The 22,584-nt window shown below is 67.5% G+C and carries 21 protein-coding genes; 9 read left to right on the top strand and 12 right to left on the bottom strand.

Going from position 1 to position 22,584, the window contains the following annotated elements; all coding sequences use genetic code 11:
- The first annotated feature begins 206 nt into the window (after positions 1-206).
- Positions 207-1,544, top strand: coding sequence for a hypothetical protein (locus tag ACWESM_RS29140; protein WP_452494469.1), 1,338 nt, complete (start codon positions 207-209; stop codon positions 1,542-1,544).
- A gap of 141 nt (positions 1,545-1,685) precedes the next feature.
- Here ACWESM_RS29140 and ACWESM_RS29135 read toward each other — a convergent pair whose 3' ends face one another.
- Entirely contained in the window at positions 1,686-2,105 is a 420-nt protein-coding gene (locus ACWESM_RS29135; protein WP_364425722.1) for a hypothetical protein, read from the bottom strand.
- Positions 2,106-2,473: 368 nt separating this feature from the next.
- Positions 2,474-2,977: an HXXEE domain-containing protein gene (locus ACWESM_RS29130; RefSeq protein ID WP_452494467.1), complete on the bottom strand. Its 504-nt coding sequence runs from the start codon at positions 2,975-2,977 to the stop codon at positions 2,474-2,476.
- Positions 2,978-3,018: 41 nt separating this feature from the next.
- Between ACWESM_RS29130 and ACWESM_RS29125 the strand changes: the two genes are divergently transcribed.
- Positions 3,019-3,588, top strand: a complete 570-nt coding sequence (locus ACWESM_RS29125; RefSeq protein ID WP_452494465.1) for a TetR/AcrR family transcriptional regulator — start codon at positions 3,019-3,021, stop codon at positions 3,586-3,588.
- Between the two features lie 162 nt (positions 3,589-3,750).
- On the opposite strand, the gene ACWESM_RS29120 is transcribed toward ACWESM_RS29125, so the two are convergent.
- The 4 genes from ACWESM_RS29120 to ACWESM_RS29105 all read right to left on the bottom strand — a co-directional run bounded on the left by ACWESM_RS29120 (position 3,751) and on the right by ACWESM_RS29105 (position 6,818).
- A complete protein-coding gene (locus ACWESM_RS29120; RefSeq protein ID WP_452494463.1) occupies positions 3,751-4,260 on the bottom strand; it encodes a hypothetical protein in 510 nt (169 codons plus the stop codon).
- 16 nt (positions 4,261-4,276) lie between these two features.
- Complete coding sequence (locus tag ACWESM_RS29115) at positions 4,277-4,810, bottom strand: YbhB/YbcL family Raf kinase inhibitor-like protein (RefSeq protein WP_452494462.1); 534 nt, start codon at positions 4,808-4,810, stop codon at positions 4,277-4,279.
- A 22-nt stretch (positions 4,811-4,832) separates the two neighbouring features.
- Positions 4,833-6,194: a M20/M25/M40 family metallo-hydrolase gene (locus ACWESM_RS29110; RefSeq protein ID WP_364425693.1), complete on the bottom strand. Its 1,362-nt coding sequence runs from the start codon at positions 6,192-6,194 to the stop codon at positions 4,833-4,835.
- Between the two features lie 120 nt (positions 6,195-6,314).
- Positions 6,315-6,818 (bottom strand): GtrA family protein, encoded by a 504-nt coding sequence (locus tag ACWESM_RS29105; RefSeq protein WP_355077980.1) that lies wholly within the window; start codon positions 6,816-6,818, stop codon positions 6,315-6,317.
- Between the two features lie 107 nt (positions 6,819-6,925).
- On the opposite strand from ACWESM_RS29105, the gene ACWESM_RS29100 reads away from it, so the two are divergent.
- Positions 6,926-9,292 (top strand): beta-ketoacyl synthase N-terminal-like domain-containing protein, encoded by a 2,367-nt coding sequence (locus tag ACWESM_RS29100; protein WP_452494459.1) that lies wholly within the window; start codon positions 6,926-6,928, stop codon positions 9,290-9,292.
- 299 nt (positions 9,293-9,591) lie between these two features.
- Here the strand turns inward: ACWESM_RS29100 and sigJ are convergent, their stop codons facing one another.
- Positions 9,592-10,512, bottom strand: a complete 921-nt coding sequence (sigJ, locus tag ACWESM_RS29095) for an RNA polymerase sigma factor SigJ (protein WP_356966148.1) — start codon at positions 10,510-10,512, stop codon at positions 9,592-9,594.
- Positions 10,509-11,702, bottom strand: a complete 1,194-nt coding sequence (locus ACWESM_RS29090; RefSeq protein WP_452494457.1) for an NAD(P)/FAD-dependent oxidoreductase — start codon at positions 11,700-11,702, stop codon at positions 10,509-10,511. Before ACWESM_RS29090 ends, sigJ begins: the two co-directional genes overlap by 4 nt.
- A 592-nt stretch (positions 11,703-12,294) precedes the next feature.
- Between ACWESM_RS29090 and ACWESM_RS29085 the strand changes: the two genes are divergently transcribed.
- Positions 12,295-13,749: a serine/threonine-protein kinase gene (locus ACWESM_RS29085; protein ID WP_452494455.1), complete on the top strand. Its 1,455-nt coding sequence runs from the start codon at positions 12,295-12,297 to the stop codon at positions 13,747-13,749.
- A gap of 13 nt (positions 13,750-13,762) precedes the next feature.
- Here ACWESM_RS29085 and ACWESM_RS29080 read toward each other — a convergent pair whose 3' ends face one another.
- Entirely contained in the window at positions 13,763-14,740 is a 978-nt protein-coding gene (locus ACWESM_RS29080) for a zinc-binding dehydrogenase (RefSeq protein ID WP_364425720.1), read from the bottom strand.
- Positions 14,741-14,860: 120 nt separating this feature from the next.
- Here ACWESM_RS29080 and ACWESM_RS29075 point away from each other — a divergent pair, with 120 nt between their 5' ends.
- On the top strand, positions 14,861-15,631 hold the full coding sequence (locus ACWESM_RS29075; RefSeq protein ID WP_452494453.1) for an AraC family transcriptional regulator: 771 nt from the start codon (positions 14,861-14,863) through the stop codon (positions 15,629-15,631).
- 13 nt (positions 15,632-15,644) lie between these two features.
- On the opposite strand, the gene ACWESM_RS29070 is transcribed toward ACWESM_RS29075, so the two are convergent.
- Positions 15,645-16,646 (bottom strand): helix-turn-helix transcriptional regulator, encoded by a 1,002-nt coding sequence (locus ACWESM_RS29070; RefSeq protein ID WP_364425683.1) that lies wholly within the window; start codon positions 16,644-16,646, stop codon positions 15,645-15,647.
- Here ACWESM_RS29070 and ACWESM_RS29065 point away from each other — a divergent pair.
- Entirely contained in the window at positions 16,646-17,872 is a 1,227-nt protein-coding gene (locus ACWESM_RS29065) for an epoxide hydrolase family protein (RefSeq protein WP_452494450.1), read from the top strand. The genes ACWESM_RS29070 and ACWESM_RS29065 overlap by 1 nt on opposite strands.
- Positions 17,873-17,908: 36 nt before the next feature.
- Here the strand turns inward: ACWESM_RS29065 and ACWESM_RS29060 are convergent, their stop codons facing one another.
- Positions 17,909-18,748 (bottom strand): LysR family transcriptional regulator, encoded by an 840-nt coding sequence (locus ACWESM_RS29060; protein ID WP_397276434.1) that lies wholly within the window; start codon positions 18,746-18,748, stop codon positions 17,909-17,911.
- 105 nt (positions 18,749-18,853) lie between these two features.
- Here ACWESM_RS29060 and ACWESM_RS29055 point away from each other — a divergent pair, with 105 nt between their 5' ends.
- Together ACWESM_RS29055 and ACWESM_RS29050 are read left to right on the top strand one after the other, a co-directional pair.
- Positions 18,854-19,579: an SDR family oxidoreductase gene (locus ACWESM_RS29055; RefSeq protein ID WP_452494447.1), complete on the top strand. Its 726-nt coding sequence runs from the start codon at positions 18,854-18,856 to the stop codon at positions 19,577-19,579.
- A gap of 73 nt (positions 19,580-19,652) precedes the next feature.
- A complete protein-coding gene (locus tag ACWESM_RS29050) occupies positions 19,653-20,576 on the top strand; it encodes an NADP-dependent oxidoreductase (RefSeq protein WP_452494446.1) in 924 nt (307 codons plus the stop codon).
- A 241-nt stretch (positions 20,577-20,817) separates the two neighbouring features.
- On the opposite strand, the gene ACWESM_RS29045 is transcribed toward ACWESM_RS29050, so the two are convergent.
- Positions 20,818-21,330 (bottom strand): winged helix-turn-helix transcriptional regulator, encoded by a 513-nt coding sequence (locus ACWESM_RS29045; protein ID WP_452494444.1) that lies wholly within the window; start codon positions 21,328-21,330, stop codon positions 20,818-20,820.
- 134 nt (positions 21,331-21,464) lie between these two features.
- On the opposite strand from ACWESM_RS29045, the gene ACWESM_RS29040 reads away from it, so the two are divergent.
- Positions 21,465-22,418 (top strand): NmrA family NAD(P)-binding protein, encoded by a 954-nt coding sequence (locus ACWESM_RS29040; RefSeq protein ID WP_452494442.1) that lies wholly within the window; start codon positions 21,465-21,467, stop codon positions 22,416-22,418.
- Positions 22,419-22,584: the final 166 nt, after the last annotated feature.

Below are 22,584 nucleotides of genomic sequence, written 5' to 3'. Positions count from 1 at the left end.
GGAGATGCGCCCGGTACCGCGATATGCGGAAACCACCAGGAAGCGGGAGGGGGCGCGCGGTGAGATTCGCGCTGAGCTCCCCCTGACCGGGCGCGTATTCAGCACACACTTCGGATGCGTGGCGAGTAAGGTCGCAGCGGGTGTTGAAAGGTGGTGGATCGGCTTCTTCCGGTGACGAAATGGCGGGCGTGATGAACAGTGCGAACATGCACCTTTCCCAGTGGCTGGCCCGTTCCGGCTGGAGTCGCAGCGAATTGGCGCGCCGCGTGCGCACGCTGGCGGTCGAATGGGGCGAGCCCCAGATCAGGCCCGACGCGTCCAGCGTGCGGCGCTGGGTGGACGAGGGAGAACGCCCGCGCCCGCCGGTTCCGGCAATCCTCGCGGATCTGTTCTCGGCGCACTTCGGATATCGCGTGACGACCTATGACCTCGGTCTGGGTGAGATGCCGGCCGTTGACCGCGCCCTCGTTTACCACCCATCGTGGACACGGACACTGGAAGCGGTCGCAGACCTCGGGAGGGCAGACGTGGATCGCAGGAAGCTCCTTGCCACAGCTCCGTTCGCCGCCGTCACGGCGATCGGGCCGTCCCGCGACTGGCTGCTGAACACTTTGGATCAGCTACCGGATGAACGTCGGCGAGTACGGCTCGAGGACGTCACCGCCGTGAAGAACATGTTCGGCACATTCCAAGAAATGGATATCTTCCAGGGCGGTGGCTCGGGGCGGCTGGTGCTGGCGGCCTACATGAACGAGCACGTGTACCCGCTGCTGCGGCGCACGCACACAGAAGACGTCCGCGTGGCGCTGTGCGGTGCGGCGGCCGAACAGACCTACCTGCTCGGATGGATGGCGTTCGACAACGGCGAGCACGGCACGGCGCAGCGGTATCTGATCCAGGCGTTGCGCTTGGCCGAAGAGTCACGTGATCCCGCGCTCGGCGCGCACGTCCTCGCCGGACTGGCCGACCAGGCGACCTTGCTCGGGCATCCGCACGAAGGCCGACGCCTCGCGCAGGCGGGCCGCCAAGGCCTGGCGAAGGTGGACGCGCCCGCTTGCCTCGCGGATTTGTGGACCTTGGAGGCCCGCTCGCTCGCCGTCATCGGTGACAAGACAGGTGCCGCGCGTGCGATCAACGCCGCGGAAAACGCGTTCGCTCGCATCGAGCCCGATCGTGAACCCGAATGGGCACTGTTCATCGATCAGGCATACATCTGCGGTGAGTGGGCGAACGCGTTTCGCGATCTGGGACAGCCGGAACAAGCCGCATCGCACGCCCGCCGATCGATCGCCTACGCCCGTGCGCAGAACCGAGCACGGCGAGGAGCGCTCTCGCACGCCGCGCTCGCGGTCACCCACCTGCAAAGACACGACCTCGAGGCCGCTCACGCCACCGGCGTGCGGACACTGGATCTCGCCCGAAAGGTCAAGTCCTCTCGCTCCGTGGAAGCCGTACGCGACATCCAGCGGCGCATGGTCGCTTTCGGTCCACATCCTTTGGTCGCGGACTTCGCCGAACGCACACGATCTCTGCTCGCGGCCTGACCGCGCAGCACCTGGCTGGAGGGCAGCATACGCAACCAGCGCCGTCGACTTCCCTGTGCCGGACATGCCCGTCACCAAGACCACCGCCACAAACGGATCGTAGGAGACGCCGCTGCTCGGCTCGCCCTCGGATCAGCCCGGCTAGCCCAATTGCTCGACAGCGAAGCCGACCAGTAGCACGGCGAATCCGCCGATCTCCCCCATGATCAAGGCGGCGAGGACGAAACGCATCGACGGCGGCGGGTTGCGCATCTGGTTGTCGGTCTCGCGCTGCAGTCCGAGCCGGATGTAGTTCGCGATCGTCACCACGAACAGCAGGATGATGGCCCCTGCCGCGGTGGCATTCACCGCGGTCGGCCAGCCCGACAGCTCGACGAACCACGCGATCAATCCGGTCGCGAACGAATACAGCAACGCGGCCCGGTGGGCGATGTCGACGTAGGGGTGGGCCAGACCGTCCGGCGAAGTGGTCATCGCCTGCCACTTCCACACGCCGAGCACCAGCGCCCACAGGAAGATGAGCCCGGCGAAGAAGAGCACCCAGGCGGTTTCCGTGCGAATGATCACGTTCTTACCCTCATCAATCCGTCGCGCCCACCTGGGCGGCTGTCCAGCGGCAGCGTAGCGCCTGGATAAGCCCCTGGGAATACCGCGGCGGCGCAGCCCTGTCCGGGGCGGCGCGCTTCTGGCTACGCCGATTGAAGGGACCTGACAGCATGGACACCATGGGTTCCGCTGCAACTGACCCGCGCGTGTTCCCGAGCTTCTCGTCACGAACCAGGTGAGAACGGCGGCAGGGCTGTCCGCGCCCGGCCCCAAGGGCGGAGACAGGCCACTGCAATGCCAGCTCCGGCCATCAGAGTGCGCGAAAAGACCGCACGTGACAACGATTCCCGAGGGCGCAGCCGAATCTGGCTCGGCCTTCAGGATCAATTCGGCCGGTCGGTGACGGCCCGTGCGACGGCGTGCACGGCCGCGAGCGTAGTGGGCAGCAACACCGCGCTGCCCAGCCAGGTGTGGGTGTCGTCGCGCCGAACTCCGGCCCGGCCCAACGTTCGCCAGGCCCACAGCGAGAACGGAATGACCACCGTCGGCGCGGTCGCCACCCCGGGCGTATAGCCTCGGTGCGCCACGGTGAGCGCGAGATGACCGACGCCGTGGACGCCGAAGCCGAGCAGCGTGGCTTGAAAGAACCGGGAGCCGCCGCCGGTCCGCGCGCCTGCGGCCGAGGCCGTCAGCACGATCAGCCCCATCAGTGAGATGGCCACCCGCGAGTGCGCGGGCGAGACCTCCGTTCGTAGCCATGCCGGCCCCGGCAGCGGCTTGCCGCCCTTGGCTGCGTTGGTTCGCGACCACCGCGACATCGTGAACCACTCTTCGGCGTCGTTGGCCAACCAGGCCAGGAACAGCCCCCACGTCACGGACTTCCGCATCTCGATCTACCCACTTTCATTACGTGATGTAACGTAACTATATGGCGACAGGGCGACCCCGCAATAGTGAGATAGACCAGGCGATCATCGCCGCGACGATCGACCTGCTGATCGAATCGGGCTACGCCGATCTCACGATCGAGGCGGTCGCCTCCCGCGCGAGGATCGGCAGGCCCACGGTGTATCGGCGCTGGCCGACCAAGGATGAACTCGTAGTGCGCGCGCTCATCGAGGCGGTTCCGCCGTTGGAGGCGCCCGACACCGGCGACGCGTTGCGCGACCTCACGGAACTCGCCGTCACCTTCGTGACCCGACTGGCCGCGTCACCACTCGGGCGAGTGGTGCTCGCGGTGCACGCCGACGTCTGCCGCAACGCCACGCTCGCCGGTCAGCTGCGCGAGCATTACCTGCGACCGCGAAACGACGTGATCACCGCCGTGATCGAGCGTGCCCGCCAACAAGGCGGGCTGCGCCCCGACCTGCCGACCGAGACTGTCCGCGACCTCGTGTTCGGCCCACTGGTCTATCACTGGCTGATCACCAGCGAACCCATGGACCGGACCGCCGCGGATACCCTGGTCGCGGCAACACGTCGCGCGATCAGTAACTGAGGCCACCAGTCATCGGTGAAGACCCGGATGCCCGAGAACCAGCACTTCCCGAGCTTGTTGAGCCATATCCGCCCGATTGCGGCGGCAGTAAGCGCTCCGTGCACCACTGAATCCATGTGCCGACGAGAAACGAGTCGACACTGGAACTGCCGACGGGCCGGATCAAGTCGCAAGCCCGAGTTGGCCATACGGAACCAGATGGTCGCGATCCACCGTGCTCTGCCAGCCCCGCTCGGTCGCCGCCAGCGCGTGGCCGCTTGCGGCGGGATCCCTCGGCCACGGCTCGCGCAGGTGGATCTGGATATCGTCCTGCAGAACCTGCACGAGCTCCATCGCGAACCCTTCGGCAGTTGTACTGCCCGGGTCACTGGGATCCAGGGCTATGGTCGTGCCGACCTCCGGTACCGAAATGCTCACCCACGCCGTCGGGATCGGACGCCCCGCCGACTCGTGGAAGCGGCGCCACTGTTCGGGGTACTCGGTGCCGACCTTTGCCGAGAAGCCGAGGGACCGTTCGATGTCGGCAGCGAGCAGGTGCGCGCCTCGGACCGCTTCAGAGATGTCCATAGGGTGATTCTCGACGGCGCAGGCCGATTCGCGCCCGCGAAATCCTGTTGCATGAGCGCTGCCGGCAGAAAGCGCCGTGGCCCCGAGCGTTTCGCTCAGGGCCACGATCGTGCGGCGGTTCCTACTTCTGCTCGTAGGTGGCGACCAGGGTCGCACGAGCCAGCGTGTGCGAGAACAGGTTGAAGCCCAGGTAGGCCGGGGTGGCGGTCTCATCGATGCCCAGGTTGTCGACGTCGACGGCGTGCACGACGATGAAGTAGCGGTGCGGGCCGTGCCCGGGCGGAGGGGCCGCGCCGACGAAGCCGTGGAAGCCGCCGTCGTTGCGCAGGGTGATCGAACCGGTCGGCATCGCGCCGCCCTCTTCGCCGCTGCCCGCGCCCGCGGGCAGGGAGGTCGCGCTCACGGGGATATCGGCGACGACCCAATGCCAGAAGCCGGAGGCGGTGGGCGCGTCGGGGTCGTACACCGTCACCGCGAAACTCTTGGTCTCCGCAGGGAAACCCGACCAGGACAGCTGCGGGGAGATGTCCTGGCCACCCGCCCCGAAGATGCCGCTGACCTGCTCATTTTTGAACGGCTGCCCGTCGGTGACGTCGTCGGAGGTGAGCGTGAACGACGGCACCTGCGGAAGCGCGTCGTAGGGGTTGTAGGTCATGAAACCTCTCTTCCGGATCGGATCAGCTGTGCAGTAGGAAGTGTTCCAGCACGCGGGTGCCGAATTCGAGGGCCTCCACCGGCACCCGCTCGTCGACGCCGTGGAACAGGGCGGTGAAGTCCAGCTCCGGCGGCAACTGCAACGGCGCGAAACCGAAGCAGCGAATACCCAAGCGGGCGAACGCCTTCGCATCCGTCCCGCCGGAGAGCATGTAGGGCACGGTGCGGCCGCGCGGGTCATGGGCCAGCACGGCGTTGTTCATCGCCTCGACCAGATCGCCGTCGAAGGTCGTCTCGTAGGAGTCGAGCTTGGTGATCCACTCGCGTTCGACGTCGGGGCCGATCAGCTCGTCCACCTCCCGCTCGAACTCAGCCTGCCGTCCGGGAACCACACGGCAGTCCACCACCGCCTCGGCGGTCTGCGGGATCACGTTGGCCTTGTAACCGGCCTGCAGCATGGTGGGGTTCGCCGTGTCGCGCAGGGTCGCGCCGATGATGCGGGAGATGGTGCCCAGCTTCGCCAGCTGGCCCTCGATGTCGGGACTCGCCGGATCGAACTCCAGACCCGTCTCCTCGGCGACGGCGGCGAGGAACGCGGCCACCGAATCCGACAGCACCAACGGGAAGGTGTGTTTGCCCAGACGGGCCACCGCGTCGGCGAGGATGGTGACCGCGTTGTCCTCGTGCAGGAATGAGCCGTGGCCCGCGCGGGCCTTGGCGCGCAACCGCATCCAGCCAAGGCCCTTCTCGGCGGTCTCCACCAGATACAGCCTGCGTTCGGTGCCGTCGGGCCGCGGCACGGTCAACGAGAACCCGCCGACCTCCCCGACCGCCTCGGTGACGCCGTCGAACAGATCGGGGCGGTTGTCCACCAGCCACTGCGAACCCCACTTGCCGCCGTTCTCCTCGTCGGCGAGGAAGGCGAAGACCAGATCGCGCGGCGGCACCGTGCCCTCGAGCTTGAACTGGCGGGCCACCGCCAGCGCCATCCCGACCATGTCCTTCATGTCGATCGCGCCGCGACCCCACACGTAGCCGTCGCGCACCGCACCGGAGAACGGGTGCACGCTCCAGTCCGAGGCCTCGGCGGGCACCACGTCCAGATGCCCGTGGATCATCAGCGCCCCGCGACTCGGGTCGGCTCCCTCCAGTCGCGCGAAGACGTTGCCGCGCCCCTCCGCGCCGGACTCGACGTACTCGGTGACATACCCCGCTTGATGCAGTTGGTCGGCCACCCACTGCGCACACTCGCGCTCCCCCTTGGTGGTGGCCAGGTCGCCGGTGTTGGAGGTGTCGAAGCGGATCAGCGTGCTGACCAGCTCCACCACTTCCGACACCGCGCGGGAGTTTCTGTTCGGGTCGAATCCTTCGCCAGTTGCGGACACGCTCCCTTTCCTACCACCCGCGCGGCAGGGCGAACGCGCGGACGGGTGTCACGGCGAGGCGACGCGGCCCGCACGGTGCGCGATCACCTTCGACAGGGTTGTCATCAGAGTGATCGGAACTCACACCGGATCGGGCGGCTGGACCTTGTCGGGGAACACCACCCGCACGAAGGCCCAGAACCGGAACACCATCCCCAGCGCGGTGCCGATCAACTGGGCGGCCACGAAGTCGGCCACGTTCTGGGTGAAGCGGGAGACCTCGGGCACCTCGAGATGCAGCACGTACCGCGACACCCACAGCGGCGCGGTGTTGATCGCGACGGCAAGGAAGCTGACCAGATAGAACAGCGCGGCCTCGTGATGACCGCGCCGCCCACCGCGTTCATCGAAGGACCACTGCTTGTTGAGCACATATGACAGCGTGATCGCCGCCAGCACAGCGACCACTTTCGCCGTCACCGGATGCGGCTCGAGCACAGTGCTCTTCAAGGTCAGGAACACCGCGGTGTCCAGCGTGAACGCTGCGACACCGACGGAAGCGAATCGGAATAGTTCTCGACGCCGTGCCTCGCCCCCCAGCGCGGACGTCACCCGGGCGAAAACGGGGCGTTCGGAAAACAGCACAGGTAAAGTCTCCGACACATGTCCCGACCCCACAACAAGATCGGCAGATTCACCGCACCGCCTGTTGCGCGAGTGCACGGTCGGTGGATCGCGGGCAGGTGAGTAGCGTGAAAAAGACCAAGCGGCGCAACGGTTCTCGGCCGGACCGCGTCGGCGCGGAGCCGATCGCCGTGATCGGCATGAGCTGTCGCTTCGCCGGCGGCGCCGACTCTCCGGAAGCGTTGTGGCGGTTGCTGATCGAGGAGACCGACGCGATCGCCGACGAGCCGCCGCCGGGCCGCTGGTCCGGCGACCACCGCGGGCGCGATCGTGCCGCAGTGGGCAAGACGGTGTCGGTCGCGGGCGGGTATGTGGCGGATGTCGCCGGTTTCGACGCCGAATTCTTCGGGATCACCCCGCGTGAGGCGGCCGATATGGATCCGCAGCAGCGCTTGGCGCTCGAATTGGCCTGGGAAGCCTTCGAAGACGCGGCGATCCGGCCCGACCGGGTGCCGGACACCGGCGTCTATTTCGCCAACAAATTCAACGATTATCGCGCCGTCAAACTCGCCAGGGGCGCCACCGCCATCACCCCGTTCACCAGCACCGGAGATGTCGAGGGTGTGATCGCCAATCGGGTGTCGTACTTCCTGGGTTTCGACGGTCCCAGCATGACCGTGAACGCCTCCTGCGCCGGATCGCTGGTGGCGGTGCACCTGGCCTGCCAGGCGTTGTGGACGGGTGAGAGCGCCCTGGCCGTCGCCGGTGGCGTGCAACTGAATCTGATACCGGAGACCGCGATCGGGTTGTCCGCGCTGGGTGTGCTGTCCGCACGCGGCCGGTCACACACCTTCGACGCCTCCGCCGACGGCTACGTGCGCGGCGAAGGCGGTGCGGTCGTCGTGCTCAAGCCGCTGCGACAAGCGTTGCGCGACGGCGACCGCGTCTACTGCACCCTGCTGGGCAGTGCCACCAACAACAACGGCAGGCACCGCTCCATGCCCGCCAGCAGCGCAGACGGTCAACGGCAGCTGTTGCGGCGGGCCTGCGCGCGAGCGGGTGTGGACGCCGCGACGATCGACTACGTCGAGGCGCACGGCACCGGCACCGCCGTCGGTGACCGCGCCGAATTGACCGCACTGGCAGAGGTTTACGGCACCGGCAGGCCGCCCGGCGCACCGCTGATCGTCGGCTCGGTCAAAACCAATATCGGACACACCGAAGCGGCCGCGGGCATGGCCGGACTGGTGAAAGTCGCGCTCGCCCTGTCGCATCGCCGGATCCCGCGCAGCCTCCACTTCGACCACGCACCCGCGGAATTCGATCCCGCCGCGACGGGAGTGCGCGTGGCCGACACCGCGATGGCGTGGCCGCGGCACGACGCCCCCGCGCGCGCCGCGGTGAGCGCGTTCGGTTTCGGCGGCTCGAACGCCCACGTCATCGCCGAAGCGGCACCCGCACACGATCCGGTCGATGACAGCGACGTCTCGCAGCGGCTGGTGGTGCTGTCCGCCCGCACCGAAGCCGCGCTGCGGGAACACGCTCATCGGCTGCGTGAGCGCCTCGTGCGCGACCCGGACATCCGCCTGAGCGACCTCGCGCACACGCTTGCCACGAGAACCGCCTTCCAGCATCGAATTTCGACGGTCGCCGACAACGTGGGCCAGGTTGTCGAATTCCTCGACGCCTACCTCGCCCGCGCTGGGAAGGACACCGACGGAGACGACCACGAGGCGCTGAATCTGCTGCTGGCGGCGGCTCTGCGTCCCAGCACAGTGGACCACCGCGACCTACTGCACGCGGTGGGAAGGCTGTTCGAGCGTGGCATCGAACCCGACTGGACTGCCGTGAACCCGGCGGGCCGCCCGGTCTCGCTGCCCACCTATCCGTTCCAGCGCGAACGGCATTGGGCGGACCCGCAGGCCCGCGGCGAGGCACCCGGGTCGCCCTCGTGGGACGCGGTGCCCATCGAAATCGCTGCCACTACTGGCATTTCGAGTCCAAGATCTCAGTCCGCGGCGGTCGCGGCGTCGGGCGCAACTGCCGAATCAGTCGATTCCATCGCGATGATCGACGACTCGGCGGCGCGCCCCGTGGCGATCGCGTCGAGTGACCCCACACGTTCCTCCGCGCCCGGCGTCGCTGCGCTCGCCGCCCTGGTCACCACCGAACTGGCCGAAGTCGTCGGCATAGAGCCCGACCGGGTGGCCGCCCGGCAGAACTTCGAACAGCTCGGAATCGGCTCGGTGCACGCCGTGGAGCTGTCGGCCCGACTCGGAGCCCGCCTCGGCATCGAGGTCCCCGCCGCCGTCATCTGGGGCTGCCCCACCGTGGAGCTGTTGGCCGCCGAACTCCACGCCCGCCTCGAACCCACGAACCCGGCGACGGCGCCCCCGGAACCCACTGCGTCGGCGGCGGACCCGCGACCGCCGGTGCAGGAGGAAGCTCTGTCGACCGCTGAACTGCTCGCATTGAGCCGGGAATTGCTCGGCTGAACCGAAATCGCGAGCGAGAGCATCTGCGGTGCAGTCGATTCGCGCTTTCGCTGCGGTCGATCGCACGCTCGTCCGGCCTGCGGGAGATCAGCCGGAGAGGTGGGACAGCGCGACGTCCTCCCAGTGGTCCGATCAGTGGGTTCGGGTGGTGCGCGTGGGTGCCGACAGGTGCCCTCGCGGGAAGATCCCACGACATGGTCCACCTGGCGCGCCCTGCGTCCACACATCGACGCACTCCTCAGCTACACCACTACCGACACCGTCCCCGGCATTTATGGGATGCACCAGGTGGGGCGGGACTACGCCGTGGGCGTTTCAGTGCGGCTGATGGCGCGCGGGATTTCGAGAGCGGCCAGTTTGTCGGGGTTGCGGATGCCGTAACCGCTGACGATCTGGTCGTCGGCGATGTCGAACACGAGGACGGCTTCCAGTTTGTCGCCGATATAGCACGCGAGTGCCGGTTGACTGTTGCAGTTCACTGTCTCGATGCGTACTTCCGGTCGCCGCTGAGCGTATTTGAAGACCGCCATGAGAATCGCGCCCACTCGTTCGGCGCCGACCATGACCAGCTCCGGCAGTGCGGTCACCTTGCCGCCGCTGTCAGTGGTCCAGGTGATGTCCGGCGCGAGCAGCGACAGCAAGCCTTCCATGTCCCCGGTGGTCGCGGCCGTGATGAAGCGTTCGGTGACCGCGGCGGTTCGGACGGTGTCGACGGGGCCGTAGCGCTTGCGCCGGGAATGGACATGGTTGCGGGCGCGGCGGGCGGTCTGATGCACGGCGTCGACGGATTTCCCTGTTGCGGAGGCAATTTCGTCGTAGTCGAAGCCGAAGACCTCACGCAGCACGAAGACCGCCCGCTCGGTGGGGGTGAGCGTTTCCAGCACGATCAGCATCCCCATCGAGACCGATTCGGTGAGTACCACATCGCTCGAGGCGTCACCGTCGGTGAGCAGCAGCGGCTCGGGCAGCCACGGTCCGACGTACTCCTCGCGACGACTGGCGCCGGCCCGCAACGCATTCAATGCCTGCCGCGTGACGAGCTGGGCCAGATAAGATTTCGTATCCCGGACCGTGGCCAGGTCCACCCCCCGCCACCGTAGATAGCTGTCCTGCAGCACGTCGTCGGCTTCGGTCGCCGAGCCCAGGATTTCGTAGACGATGGTGAACAGCAGCGGTCGCAGGTGAACGAAACGCTCGGTGTGCTCGTCGGTGGAGGTCACGGCTTCGGAACTCCCTGCGGCTCGGCTGCGCTCAGATCCTTACGCCTGCCCAAGCCCAGGAAGGTCGGGATCGCGCCGGGTTTGCGGGCTTCCTTGCGGATGGTCCCGATCGGGCCCGCGAGACCCACCCGTTCCTTGATCCACCCGGCAGTTCGCCCGCCGAGATACATCGGCACGGGTGTGTCGTCACGACGGCTGAACTGCATCGCACCCGCGCGGCTACCCAAACCCACGGTGCAGGCGGTGAAGGCCACGTCCAGCACAGCAGGTTCGTCCCCGGCGATGCGGGCCAGTACATTGTCGGCGGCCTGCGCGCCCAAGGGTTGGGCGGCATAGCAGCTCATCCGCAGTGGGCGGCCCGAGGGCGCGACCGCGTCCCCTGCGGCGACGATGCGTTCGTCATCGAGACTGGTCAACGTCTCGTCGGTCAGCAGCCGGCCCAGGTCATCGGTGCGCAGCCCACTGCGTGCCGCCAGTTCGGGCACCCCGAATCCGGCGGTCCAGATCGTGATCGCACCGGGCAGCACATCGCCGTCGGTCAGGACGACCCCGTCGCGCCGCACCTCGCCCACCCGCGCCTGATCACGCACCTCGACTCCATTCTCAGATAACCACTTCGCCACCGATCGCCGGGCCGGATTCGAGAAGTTCGCCGCCAACTTACCGCCGCCCACCAGTGTCACGGTACGGCCCTGCTCCACGAGTTCGGCGGCGGTCTCGATGCCGGTGAGCCCGCCGCCGACGACGACAATCGGCGCATGGACCGGCACGTCCGCCAGCGCCGCGCGCAGCCGCTGGGCGTGTTCGAATTCGGCGATTGGATAGGCGAATTCGGTGGCACCGGGCACCGACGCCGGCACCGCGGCGGTGCTGCCGACCGCGTAGACCACGTAGTCGTAGTCGAGCGCGCGCCCCGAACCCAGTTCCACCCGGCGGGCGGCGGTATCGATGCGGATGGCACGATCGACGATCATCCGCACCCCGGCGCCGAGCAGTGTGTCGTAGTCGATGGCAGCCTCATGGGTACCGGCCACGAACTGGTGCAACCGCATGCGCTCGACGAACCGCGGACGCGGATTGACCAGTGTGATCTCGACATCGCGCCGCAGCCGCAGCCGATTGGCCGCCACGGTACCGGCGTAACCGCCGCCGATCACAACCACTTTGGTGATGGCATTGAAATCAGTCATGCCCTCCAGACACGCCACACCGTCCAGATCTGACACGAAGTGACAGCCGTCACATTCGCAGCCCGTCGCCAGCCCGCCGAGATCGTCGGCTCGCGTACAGGCGAAGTGCACGAATCGGCAGTACAGGGCGGCCTGCGGGTCCTCCCAACGCAGGTATCGCGTCGCCGATCTGGAACATGTTCACTCAGAGGATGACGGCTTCCGGCAGCCCCCAGCCCCGCCGCAGGGCGGTCCGATGACGAATGCAGAACCACAGACCTCGACGCCGCGGTTCGGCACTGGTCGCCCGGCAGCGTCTTGGGCACGGTGATCGTGTCGACCTTGTCCATCGGGTTGGCCGCGAGCAGGTCGTGGCGCACGGCCCACCGGCAGATCGGCGGCGTCGGGGCCGATCTGTTGATCCGGGTATCTGAAGAGTGCGAGGACGCCGCGCGGTCACTCCTCGGCATACTTGGCCGCGATCGGTTCGAACCGGTCGACCTTCGGCGACGGCCACGGACCGTGCGGCAGGTCCCCGTCGCGAAGCCGAGCCCGGAAACCAGGAGTTATGCTGCCTGCGGTCCGGGCGGCCGGGTCTAGAAGGGGGCCATAGGTGTTGAGGCAGCACGAGTCGTTCGCCGGCTACGTGATCGAGGGCGTGCTCGGGCAAGGCGGTATGGGCACCGTCTATCTGGCGCGGCACCCGCGCCTGCCGCGGCTGGTGGCGCTCAAACTGCTCAATCGCGCGGTGTCCGAGGACCAGGAGCTGCGCAGGCGGTTCGAACAGGAAGCCAATGTGGTTGCGCGCCTGGAGCATCCGGGCATCGTCGGCGTCTACGACCGCGGCACCGAGGACGGGCACCTGTGGATTTCCATGCAGTACGTCCGTGGCACCGACGCTGCGCGGCTCGATCCCCGGAGCACCCGCTCCGAACAGGTCCTGCGGATCGTCGGCGATACGGCGAAGGCGCTGGACTACGCCCACAGCCGAGGTGTGCTGCATCGCGACATCAAACCGGCCAACATCCTGATCGCCGAACCGGAAGCCGGTCGCGAAACACATGCTCTGCTCACCGATTTCGGGATCGCGCGAATACTCGACGCCGATACCAAACTGACCGCCACCGGAACGTTCACCGCCACACTCGCCTACGCCTCGCCGGAGCAACTGTCCGGTGAGCCGGTCGATCACCGCGCCGATCAATACTCCCTGGGGTGCACCCTCTACACGATGCTGGCGGGGCAACCACCGTTCCCCTCGACCAATCCCGGTCAAATCGTCGCCGGACACATCGCCAAGCCGGTGCCGCGCCTCAGCGAAACCCGCCCCGAGTTGCCACGACGACTCGACGAGGTGCTCGCCCGTGCCCTGGCCAAGCACCGCGACGAACGATTCGCCAGCTGCGGCGACTTCGCCGCGGCCGCGGCGGCGGCCCTGCGCGGCGACGCTCTCGCCGTGGCGCCCGCGCCGACTTTCGTCGACCAACGCTCGGCCCACCCCGCCACGGCGGTCGACCCGTGGCCGCGTTCGGCCCCGACCCTGCTCAACCAGCCTTCGGAGCCCCGGTGGCGCGCCCAACACCTACCGCCGCTGCAGCCGCTCACGCCCATCCACGATCCGGCCCGGCCATCCGGCGTCGTTCCCAGGATCGGCGCTGTCGTCGCGTTCGGCTTCGGGCTGGTCTTCTGTCTGATCATCGCCAACGGGGTGATGGAGCTGACGACCCCGCATATCGAATACGGTCACCGCCAGACGCTGCGTGAGGTCGCCCTCGAACTTCTCGCCCCCATGGCGATCTCCACCACGATGGCACTGGTGCTGCTCGGCGGCTCGATCGCACTGTTCCGGCGCAAGCGAGCGGGCCGCATCGCCGTGGCGTTGGGTACCGGGATCCTCACGCTGGTCGGCTTGGTCGGAGCCGGAGCCGGTCTGGGTGGCGACAGCCGTACCAGCGACCTGGTTTTCGTCGGCACGCTCCTGTTTTTCTCCTGTACGGGGCTGCTGTGCACCCTGTCCCCCGCGACCAGGCGCTGGCTCGCTGACAAGCGTCCCAGGAACCGGCCATGAGCCCGCAGAGCGCTCAGGGCACCACCACGATCTTTCCGGTGGCCCGGTTGCCCTCCATGTACCGATGGGCCGCGACGATGTCGTCCAGACCGAAGACACGGTCGAGGTTGGGTCGATAGACACCGGCCTCGACTTCGTCGACGACGCGCTGCAGCACGGCCGCGCCCGCGCTGCCCTTCAGGTTGTCGCTGTGGAAAGCCGTCAGTTTGGTTCCGGACGGGATCATCGCTATCGGTTCGAAGTCCGAGATCAGCCACCCACTCAGCGAACCCGCCACACATACCGTGCCGCCCCGGCGGACCAGGCGCAGCGAGTCCACCGCCGTGCGCGCTCCGACGAGATCCAGCACGTAGTCGGGCCCTTCGGGCCAGACCGCCTGCACGCCGGCCGCCAGCGACCCGCCGTCGTCGACGAGTACGTGGTCGACGCCGATCGCGGTCAGCGCGTCGATCTTGTCGTGCCGTCGGGTCGTGGCAGCGATCTCGATGCCGCGGCCGGACGCGATCGACGCTGCCGCCATACCCACCGACGATGTCCCACCGCGAATCAGCAACCGCCCCTGGCTATCCGCCACGATGCCCAATGCGTCGAGTGAGCCCTGCGCGGTCAAGTATGTCTCGGGCAGTGCGGCCAAGACCTCCCACGGCAACCTGGTGGTGACCGGCATCAGCAGCGAATTCGGCAACAACGCGTACTGCGCGTAGCCGCCGTCGAACTCCCGGCCCATCTCACCCATCACCGCCGCGACGGTCGCGCCGACCGGCAACATGGGATCGGTCGAGGCTGCCACGATTCCCACACATTCGATCCCGAGCACACGGGGGAACCGGACGTTCGGGGAATGTCCCTGACGGGTTCGCAGCTCCGATCGGTTCAAGCCCGCGCCCTTCACCCGCACCAGGCTCCAGCCCTCCCGAATCGCTGGTACCGGTAGCTCACGGATCTCCAGTACCTCCGGGTCACCCGCCCGTACACAGACGGCCGCTCGCATCGTCGTACTCGTCGTCTCACGCCGCATCGGGGCGGCGGTGCTGTCTGAATGGAGGTCATTGCGCATGCGTCCACTGTCGCCAGCCGATCGTGTGGCCGTCTACCGATAGAATGCCAACTCATGCCCGTTGGCCGCCAACTTCCCCGGCTCGGCCCGACATCCCAGCTGTGGCCGTCCGGAGGGGTGCACCTGTGGCCGTCGGGGGGAACGAGCTCGGTGCACTCCCATCCGCGTGGACACCTGGTCTACGCGGCTCGCGGCGTCCTGTCCGTGCACACCGAACAGGGCACATCGATCGTTCCGGCCAATCGAATCGCGTGGACCCCTGCCGAGTTCACGCACTACCATCGGGCGCACGGCGACACCGACATGCGGATCGTCTTCCTACCCCCATCCCAGGCGCGGCTCGTGCCGGACCGTCCCGCCGTGTTCCTGGCTTCCGGCCTCGCCCGCGAAATCTTGCTCACCCTCACGAGCCCACGCGACCACGACCGCGCCGCGCGCGCTCGCCTTCGCCGCGTCCTCGTCGATGAACTCCAGGAAGCACACGAACAGCCACTCGTGCTGCCGAAACCCCATGACGACCGGTTGCAAGCGATTGCGCGGATCCTCTCCGAGAACCCCGCGGACAACACGTCACTGGCCGAACTCGGGCGCACGATCGGAGCCAGTGCCCGCAGCCTCAGCCGCCTGTTCCACAACGAACTCGGCATGACCTTCTACGAGTGGCGCACCCAGCTCCGCGTCTACCACGCACTCGTCCTGCTCGCCGACGGCCACGACACCACCCGCGTCGGCCACGCCTGCGGCTGGGCGAACCCCAGCAGCTTCATCGCCGCTTTCACCAACCTCGTCGGCACCACCCCGGGCCGCTACCGCACCACTCCATGACCTCGGCACCACATCACAAGGCCCCGCCCGTCGGTGGCGACCAACGACGTCGACCTGACGACGGGGCGAGCGCGCGCTGGTAGCGCTCGCTGATCGTCCGCAGGGTCCGCACCAGTTCGGGTGAGTCCACGATCTCGAAGTCGGCGCCAAGCAGCCCGAGGTAGAGCGCCAGCATTTCCGGATGGTCGGAGCCGGGTTCGAACGCGCACCGGTCCTCGCTCAACGGCTCGACGTCGACGGGAATCGGGAGTCGGCTGCGCACGTGATCCGCGGGCGCGTGCACGATCACCCTGGCGCGGAAGCGCCACGTCGACTCGCCGATTCCGCGGGCGACTCGTGCGGTGATCTCATGGTCTGGCGGCAGCGGCCGCGGCGTAAAGCGGGGGCCGGTCGGTGTGCGGGGCCGCATCCTGTCGACGCGAAAGGTCCGCCAGTCAACGCGGTCGAGGTCCCAGGCCATCAAATACCAGCGTTGTCGATCGTTGATCAGACGATAGGGCTCCACCGAACGCCGACCGGCGGCCCCCGAATGCGTCTGGTAGTCGAACCGCAGTCGTTCATGGTCGCGGCAGGCGTCGGCGATCACGGTCAGCACATCCGGGTCGACGAGCGGGCCGCGCGGGGGAAGCGCGAGAGTGTGCGACCCGAAGGCGTCGACGCGACGGCGCAGCCGCGACGGCAATATCTGTTGCAGTTTCGTCAGTGCACGCAACGAGGTCTCTTCGATGCCCGCGATGGAACCGGCTGCGGCGCTGCGCATCCCGATCGCGATCGCGACCGCTTCGTCGTCGTCGAGCAGCAGCGGCGGCAGCGCACCTCCGACACCCAGCCGGTATCCACCGTCGACACCCGGCCGAGCCTCGACGGGATAGCCGAGCCGTCGCAGGCGGTCGACGTCGTTGCGGACGGTGCGCACGGTGACCTCCAGTCGAGCGGCCAACTCGGGTCCGGTCCAGTCGCGGCGCGCTTGCAGCAGCGAAAGCAGACGAAGCAGTCGTGCCGAGGTTTCGAACATTGATCGATCTTCTCCCGAATCGAGGAATCAACCTTTCCGCAATTGCAACTACCTTATGTTTCACCAGCGCGAAACGCTCGCCCGAGCCGACAGAGAGAACCCCAATGAGTGACGCAGTCCAGCCCTTTCGCATCCACATCGCGCAGTCCGATCTCGATTACCTGCACCATCGGCTCGCCGATGCCCGCTGGCCGGCCGAGTTGCCCGATGCCGGCTGGAACCGCGGCATACCGCAGCTCTACCTGAAGGAGCTGGCCGAATATTGGCGCACCGGCTACGACTGGCGTGCGCAGGAAGCCGCGCTCAATTCCTACCCGCAGTTCACGACCGAGATCGACGGCCAGCGCATTCATTTCCTGCACGTCCGCTCCGGCCGAGCGGACGCGACGCCACTGCTGATCACCCATGGCTATCCCAGCGCGGTCGCCGAATTCCTCCACCTCATCGAGCCTTTGGTCGACCCGGCCGAGGGGCCTGCGTTCCATGTGGTCGCGCCGTCGCTGCCCGGTTATGCCTTCTCCACTCCGCTCAGCGCGACCGGCTGGGCGATGGGCCGCACCGCGAACGCGTGGATCGAGCTGATGCGCAGGCTGGGCTACCAGCGCTACGGGGTTCACGGCGGCGACGTCGGCGCAGGCATATCCGGCCTGGTCGGCGCCCGCGACAGCGAGCATGTCATCGGCGTCCACGTCGTGACCGATCCGCTGACCGCCGCCAATGTGGCGACGTTCCTTCCCGGAATGGCCGAGCGCCTCGATGCCGACGACCCGGTCGACAAGCTGATCCTCGAGCGCATGGACGCGTTCCGCAAGGAGGGTTCCGGATACTTGTCGATCCAGCAGAGCCGACCGCAGACCATCGGTTACGGTCTCGTCGATTCGCCGCTACTTCAGCTAGCGTGGATCGCCGAGAAGTTCGAGGAATGGACCGACTTGCCGATCGATCGCGACCAATTGCTCACTACCGTCAGCCTTTACTGGTTCACCGGAGCGGGCATCACCGCGGCGCACACCCTCTATGACCAAGCGCACTCCTCGGATTGGGGCGCGCCCGCGGTACCGCAGGGCTTCGCGGTGTTCAGTGCGGACGAGACCGTGCGCAAGGTAGTCCCGGCGCCGCCGGACGCGCACTGGACCGAATTCGAGCACGGCCTGCACTTCCCGGCCATGGAGGCGCCGGCTCAACTGGCAGCTGATCTGCGAACATTCTTCGAACATCTGCGATAGCCCGAACCCGATGCGGTCGGCGAACAGTGGTGCCGATCAGAGGCGTGTCGCGGTGCGGACGAGGTCGGCAACGGCTTTGGATCTGCTGTGTGGCGGCCAGGCGATGACGGTCGTGACCACAGGTGCGTCCGGCACCGCCACCACGGCATGATCGTCGCGTAGCTGAGTTCGCAGCGACTCGGGCACGACCGCGCAGGCCAGTCCGAGCGCGATCAGTTGGAGCAGTTGGGTATGGTCGCGCACCCGCGGGCCGGGGCCGTCCGGATAACTTCCATCCCGTCGCGGCCAGCGCGGCAGAGGCAGATCCGTCTGGGCGTTGAGTTCGGCGAACGACAGATGCGCCCGGTCGGCGAGGGGATGACCCGCGGGCAGGACCACCACCTGCTGTTCAGTATGCAGATCCTCGGTGTCGAATCCGGCTGTCGAGTCGTAGGGCCGGTGGAGCAGCGCAACGTCGGCACGCCCGTTGCGCAGCAGAATTTCCGGTTCGCCGGGCCCGCACAGCATCACCTCGACGGCCACGGCGCCCGGTTCGGCGGCGTAGGCGTCCAGCAGCTTCGACAACAGTTCCCTGGACGCGCCGGCCTTGGTGACCAGCACCACACCCGGCTGGTCGGCCGCGGCGCGGCGGGTGCGGCGCTCGGCGGCTTCGACCGCGTCGAGCGCGGTCCGGGCCTCGCGCAGCAGCACCGTCCCGGCCTCGGTCAAGGCGATGGCGCGAGCGGTGCGGTGCAGCAGAACGACTCCGAGCCGCCGCTCGAGCTGCTGGATGGCTCGCGACAGTGGTGGTTGCGCCATGGAGAGCCGTTGCGCCGCTCGCCCGAAGTGCAACTCCTCGGCGACGGCGACGAAATATCGCATCTCCCGCGTCTCCACCAGGCCATGGTAACCGGCGATGACCTCGACCGATACCCGTGCGGTATCGACGCAAACCCGACCGGTCTTGGACGCCGCACCCGCAGCCGCAGCAGGATCGACGGTGTGAGTGAACAGACGATCGCGCTGGTGACCGGCGCGAACAAGGGAATCGGATACGAGATCGCCGCAGGCCTGGGCGCGCTCGGCTGGCGAATCGGTGTGGGCGCGCGGGATCGGCAACGCCGCGACACCGCGGTGGAGAAGCTGCGCGCGGCCGGGACCGATGCGTTCGGTGTGCCGCTCGACGTGACCGACGACGCGAGCGTGGCCGCGGCGGCCGAATTGATCGCCGACCAGGCCGGCGGGCTCGACGTCCTGGTCAACAACGCCGCGATCACCGGCGACCTGCCGCAGACACCGACCACCGTCGATCCCGCGACCGTGCGAATCGTCGTGGAAACCAACGTGATCGGGGTCATTCGGGTCACCAACGCGATGCTGCCGATGCTGCGCGCCTCGGCCTCACCGCGAATCGTCAACATGTCCAGCAGCGTCGGCTCGCTCGCCCTGCAAACCACACCCGGCATCGACATGGGCCCGGTTCCCGCCGCCTACTTGGCGTCGAAGACCTTCCTCAACGCCCTCACGGTCCAATACGTCAAGGAACTCAGCGACACCAAAATCCTGATCAACTCCGGCTGCCCCGGCTTCACCGCCACCGACCTCAACGGCTTTCGCGGCGTCCGCACACCGCAACAGGGCGCGGCCATCGCGATTCACCTCGCGACCCTGCCCGACGACGGACCGACCGGCGGATTCTTCGACGACGCCGGAACAGTGCCCTGGTGACAAGAACACCGTTGCCGCCCGTTCCCGTTCTCGACGTCAGCTGCGCGCCGCGCGCCGAGGGAGAAGCAAGACCATGACAAAGGCAGTCAGATACGACGAGTTCGGCGGAATCGAGGTCTTGCGGGTCGACGACGTCGACCGGCCCGTACCCGAGGACGGGCAGGTCCTCGTGCAGGTAAGGGCGGCTGGCATCAATCCCGGTGAGGCGGCCATCCGTACCGGCGCGATGGCCGACATCTTTCCCTCGACATTTCCGTCCGGGCAGGGCAGCGACCTCGCTGGGGTTGTCGCCGAGGTCGGCGCCGGAGTCGACCGATTCTCGGTCGGCGACGAGGTGATCGGGTTCTCCGAGAAGCGGGCCGCCCAGGCCGAGGTGGTCCTGGTCGACGTCGACAACCTCACACCCAAACCGCGCAACGTCTCATGGGAGGTGGCGGGCGGCCTCTACGTCGCCGGCGTGACCGCCTGGCGGGCAGTGCATTCCGTACAGCTCGAGCAGGGCGAGGCCGTTGTGGTCTCCGCGGCGGCCGGCGGAGTCGGCTCGCTCGCCGTACAGCTCGCTCGCCGTGCCGGAGCCATCGTCATCGGCCTGGCGAGCGAGCGCAACCACGAATGGCTGCAAAGCCACGGCGTGATTCCGGTCGCCTACGGAGCCGGCGTCGCCGAACGGATCGAGACCGCCGCACCGGGCGGCGTCGATGCCTTCATCGACACCCACGGCGGCGGCTACGTCGAACTGGCCCTGGCTCTCGGCGTCTCGGTCGAACGGATCGACACCATCGCCGATTTCGCGGCAGCCGCGAAGTACGGAGTCAAAACCGAACCCGGAACCGACGCCAGGCCCGGCGCCGAGGTGCTCGCCGAATTGGCCGCCCTGATCGCCGACGGACACCTCGAAGTCCCGATCGCGAACGTCTACCCGTTGGTGCAGGTCCGCAAGGCCTACACCGAACTCGAACGCCGCCACACCCACGGCAAGATCGTGCTCGAGCCCTGACCTGCACCAACACAATGCAGCCTGCTCCGAACGGCCTCGCTCATTGCCGCGGCGCGTGCCTCCGTGGTGATGGGCAACGCGGACGGACCAGGCGAATCCCGATCTGTCCTGGCTTCGAACGCGTCCGAAGGGCCGAACTGCATCGAGTTGCGGTAGCCGCGGCTGTCGCGGCTCGGCACATCAGGCCGTTGCTCCGCGCGGTTTTTCCGTCTGGCATCAGTCCGTCAAAGGAGACGTGCGCTTAGTTGGCGCCGCGTCGGCGCCGCGCCTCCCGCAACTCGGGGTCGAGACGTTCACGCATGAAACCGTCGGCCCCTGGGCCGGCGAGGAAGGCGAGGTCGACGGCCGAGAGGGGGCGTCCGCTGTGCTGGTCCACGAGGCCGGGCATGACCTCCTCCCCGGTGTCCCGATCGGTGAGGACCACGCTCGGCGCATCCGATCCCGTGTGTTTGCGGCCCCAGGCGTACAGGGCGACGAGGACCGGAGAAAGGTCTTGCCCCTTGTCGGTGATGACGTACTCGTAGCGGGGCGGGGACTGGCTGTAGCGCCTGCGTTCGAGCAGCCCGGATTCGACCAAAGTGCGCAATCTCCTGGTCAGCATATTCGGGGCGATGCCGAGGTTGCGTTCGAACTCGTCGAATCTGGTGAACCCGTCCAGCGCGTCGCGCACGATCAGCAGCGTCCACCAGTCGCCGACATACTCCAGAGCGCCCGCAATCGGGCACCCCATCGCCTGGAAACTCGTTCGCCGCACCTGCTGATCCTTTCGCCATCCACAGTAACCCTACAGTAACTTGCATAATAGTAGTTACCGGTTCTAGCGTGGGCGTCGCAGCCGGACCACGAGCTGCCACATCTCACCCTGGTGAACGATCGGAAGGCGCACTTGTGACTTTCTCCCCCGACAGCCCCCGAACCACCACGCTCGTCATCGGTGCGGGCGGACGACACGGCGGCACCGGCTCACATGTCGTGCGGCGTCTTCGTGCACACGACCACGCGGTCCGCGTGCTGGTCCGCGCGGATGACGAACGCGCACAACGCCTTCGCGCTCTCGGCGCGCAAATCGTCGTGGGCGATCTGCTGGATCGCCGGACGCTGGATGCGGCCGTGCGGGACGTGGACACCGTGTATTTCACCTATCCGGTCGCTCCCGGCATCGTGCAGGCCGCCGCCGATCTCGCCTCCGCGATCCGGCATGCCGAGACCACGCCGCGGCTGGTCGTGATGTCCATGGCGGTCTCGGCCCCCGACAACCCCAGTGGGCTGGGACGCGCGCAATGGGCCGCTGAACAGGTGCTGTCCTGGGCGGGACTGGAACCGACGATCTTACGGATCAAGGCCCTGTTCTACGAGAACATCGTGCTGTTGCACGCCGGATCCATCCGCCAGACCCGCAGCTTCGCCAACAGTTTCGGCGATGCGGCGGTGCCGTGGATCAGCGGTCTCGACGCCGCCGATCTCGCCGTGGCGGCGCTGACCGACCCGGCGCGATACCCTCGCGGCACCACGCTCTACCCGCAGGGGGCGACCGTGCACAGCCACGCCGAGATCGCCGCTCTCATCGGAGCCGAAACGCGAACACCGGTCCGATACACCCCCATCCCTGCCGGTCAATGGCAGCGCGAACTGGAAGCCCTCGCACACAAAGGCACCGAACCATCCATCAATCCAGCCATGGCGCAGCACATTTCGGCCATCGGCGCGATGTTCTCCCAGCTGCCCTCGGCCCCGCCGGTCGATACCACCGCACTCACCGAGGCCATCGGCCGTTCGCCGCAGACGTTCGCCGAGTTCCTCCGCGAACACAGTCACCAATTCGTTGCGGCCCCCGGACGTTGATCCATCGGATCCCGGCGTGTGCGCACTAGTGGGCAGCAACGCTTCATGTACCAGGTGACACGATTCTCACTGGCACGTCCCCCGTGGGTTCACGCTGACTGAAGGACTTTCAGCCGGAACTCACGGCATTTCGGTGTGTGACACCGGGATTCGCGGTGAGTTCCGG

This window comes from Nocardia sp. NPDC003999, assembly GCF_053604885.1.
The sequence above is the reverse complement of the archived record's forward strand: the minus strand, read 5'-3'. Positions and strand labels throughout refer to the sequence as shown.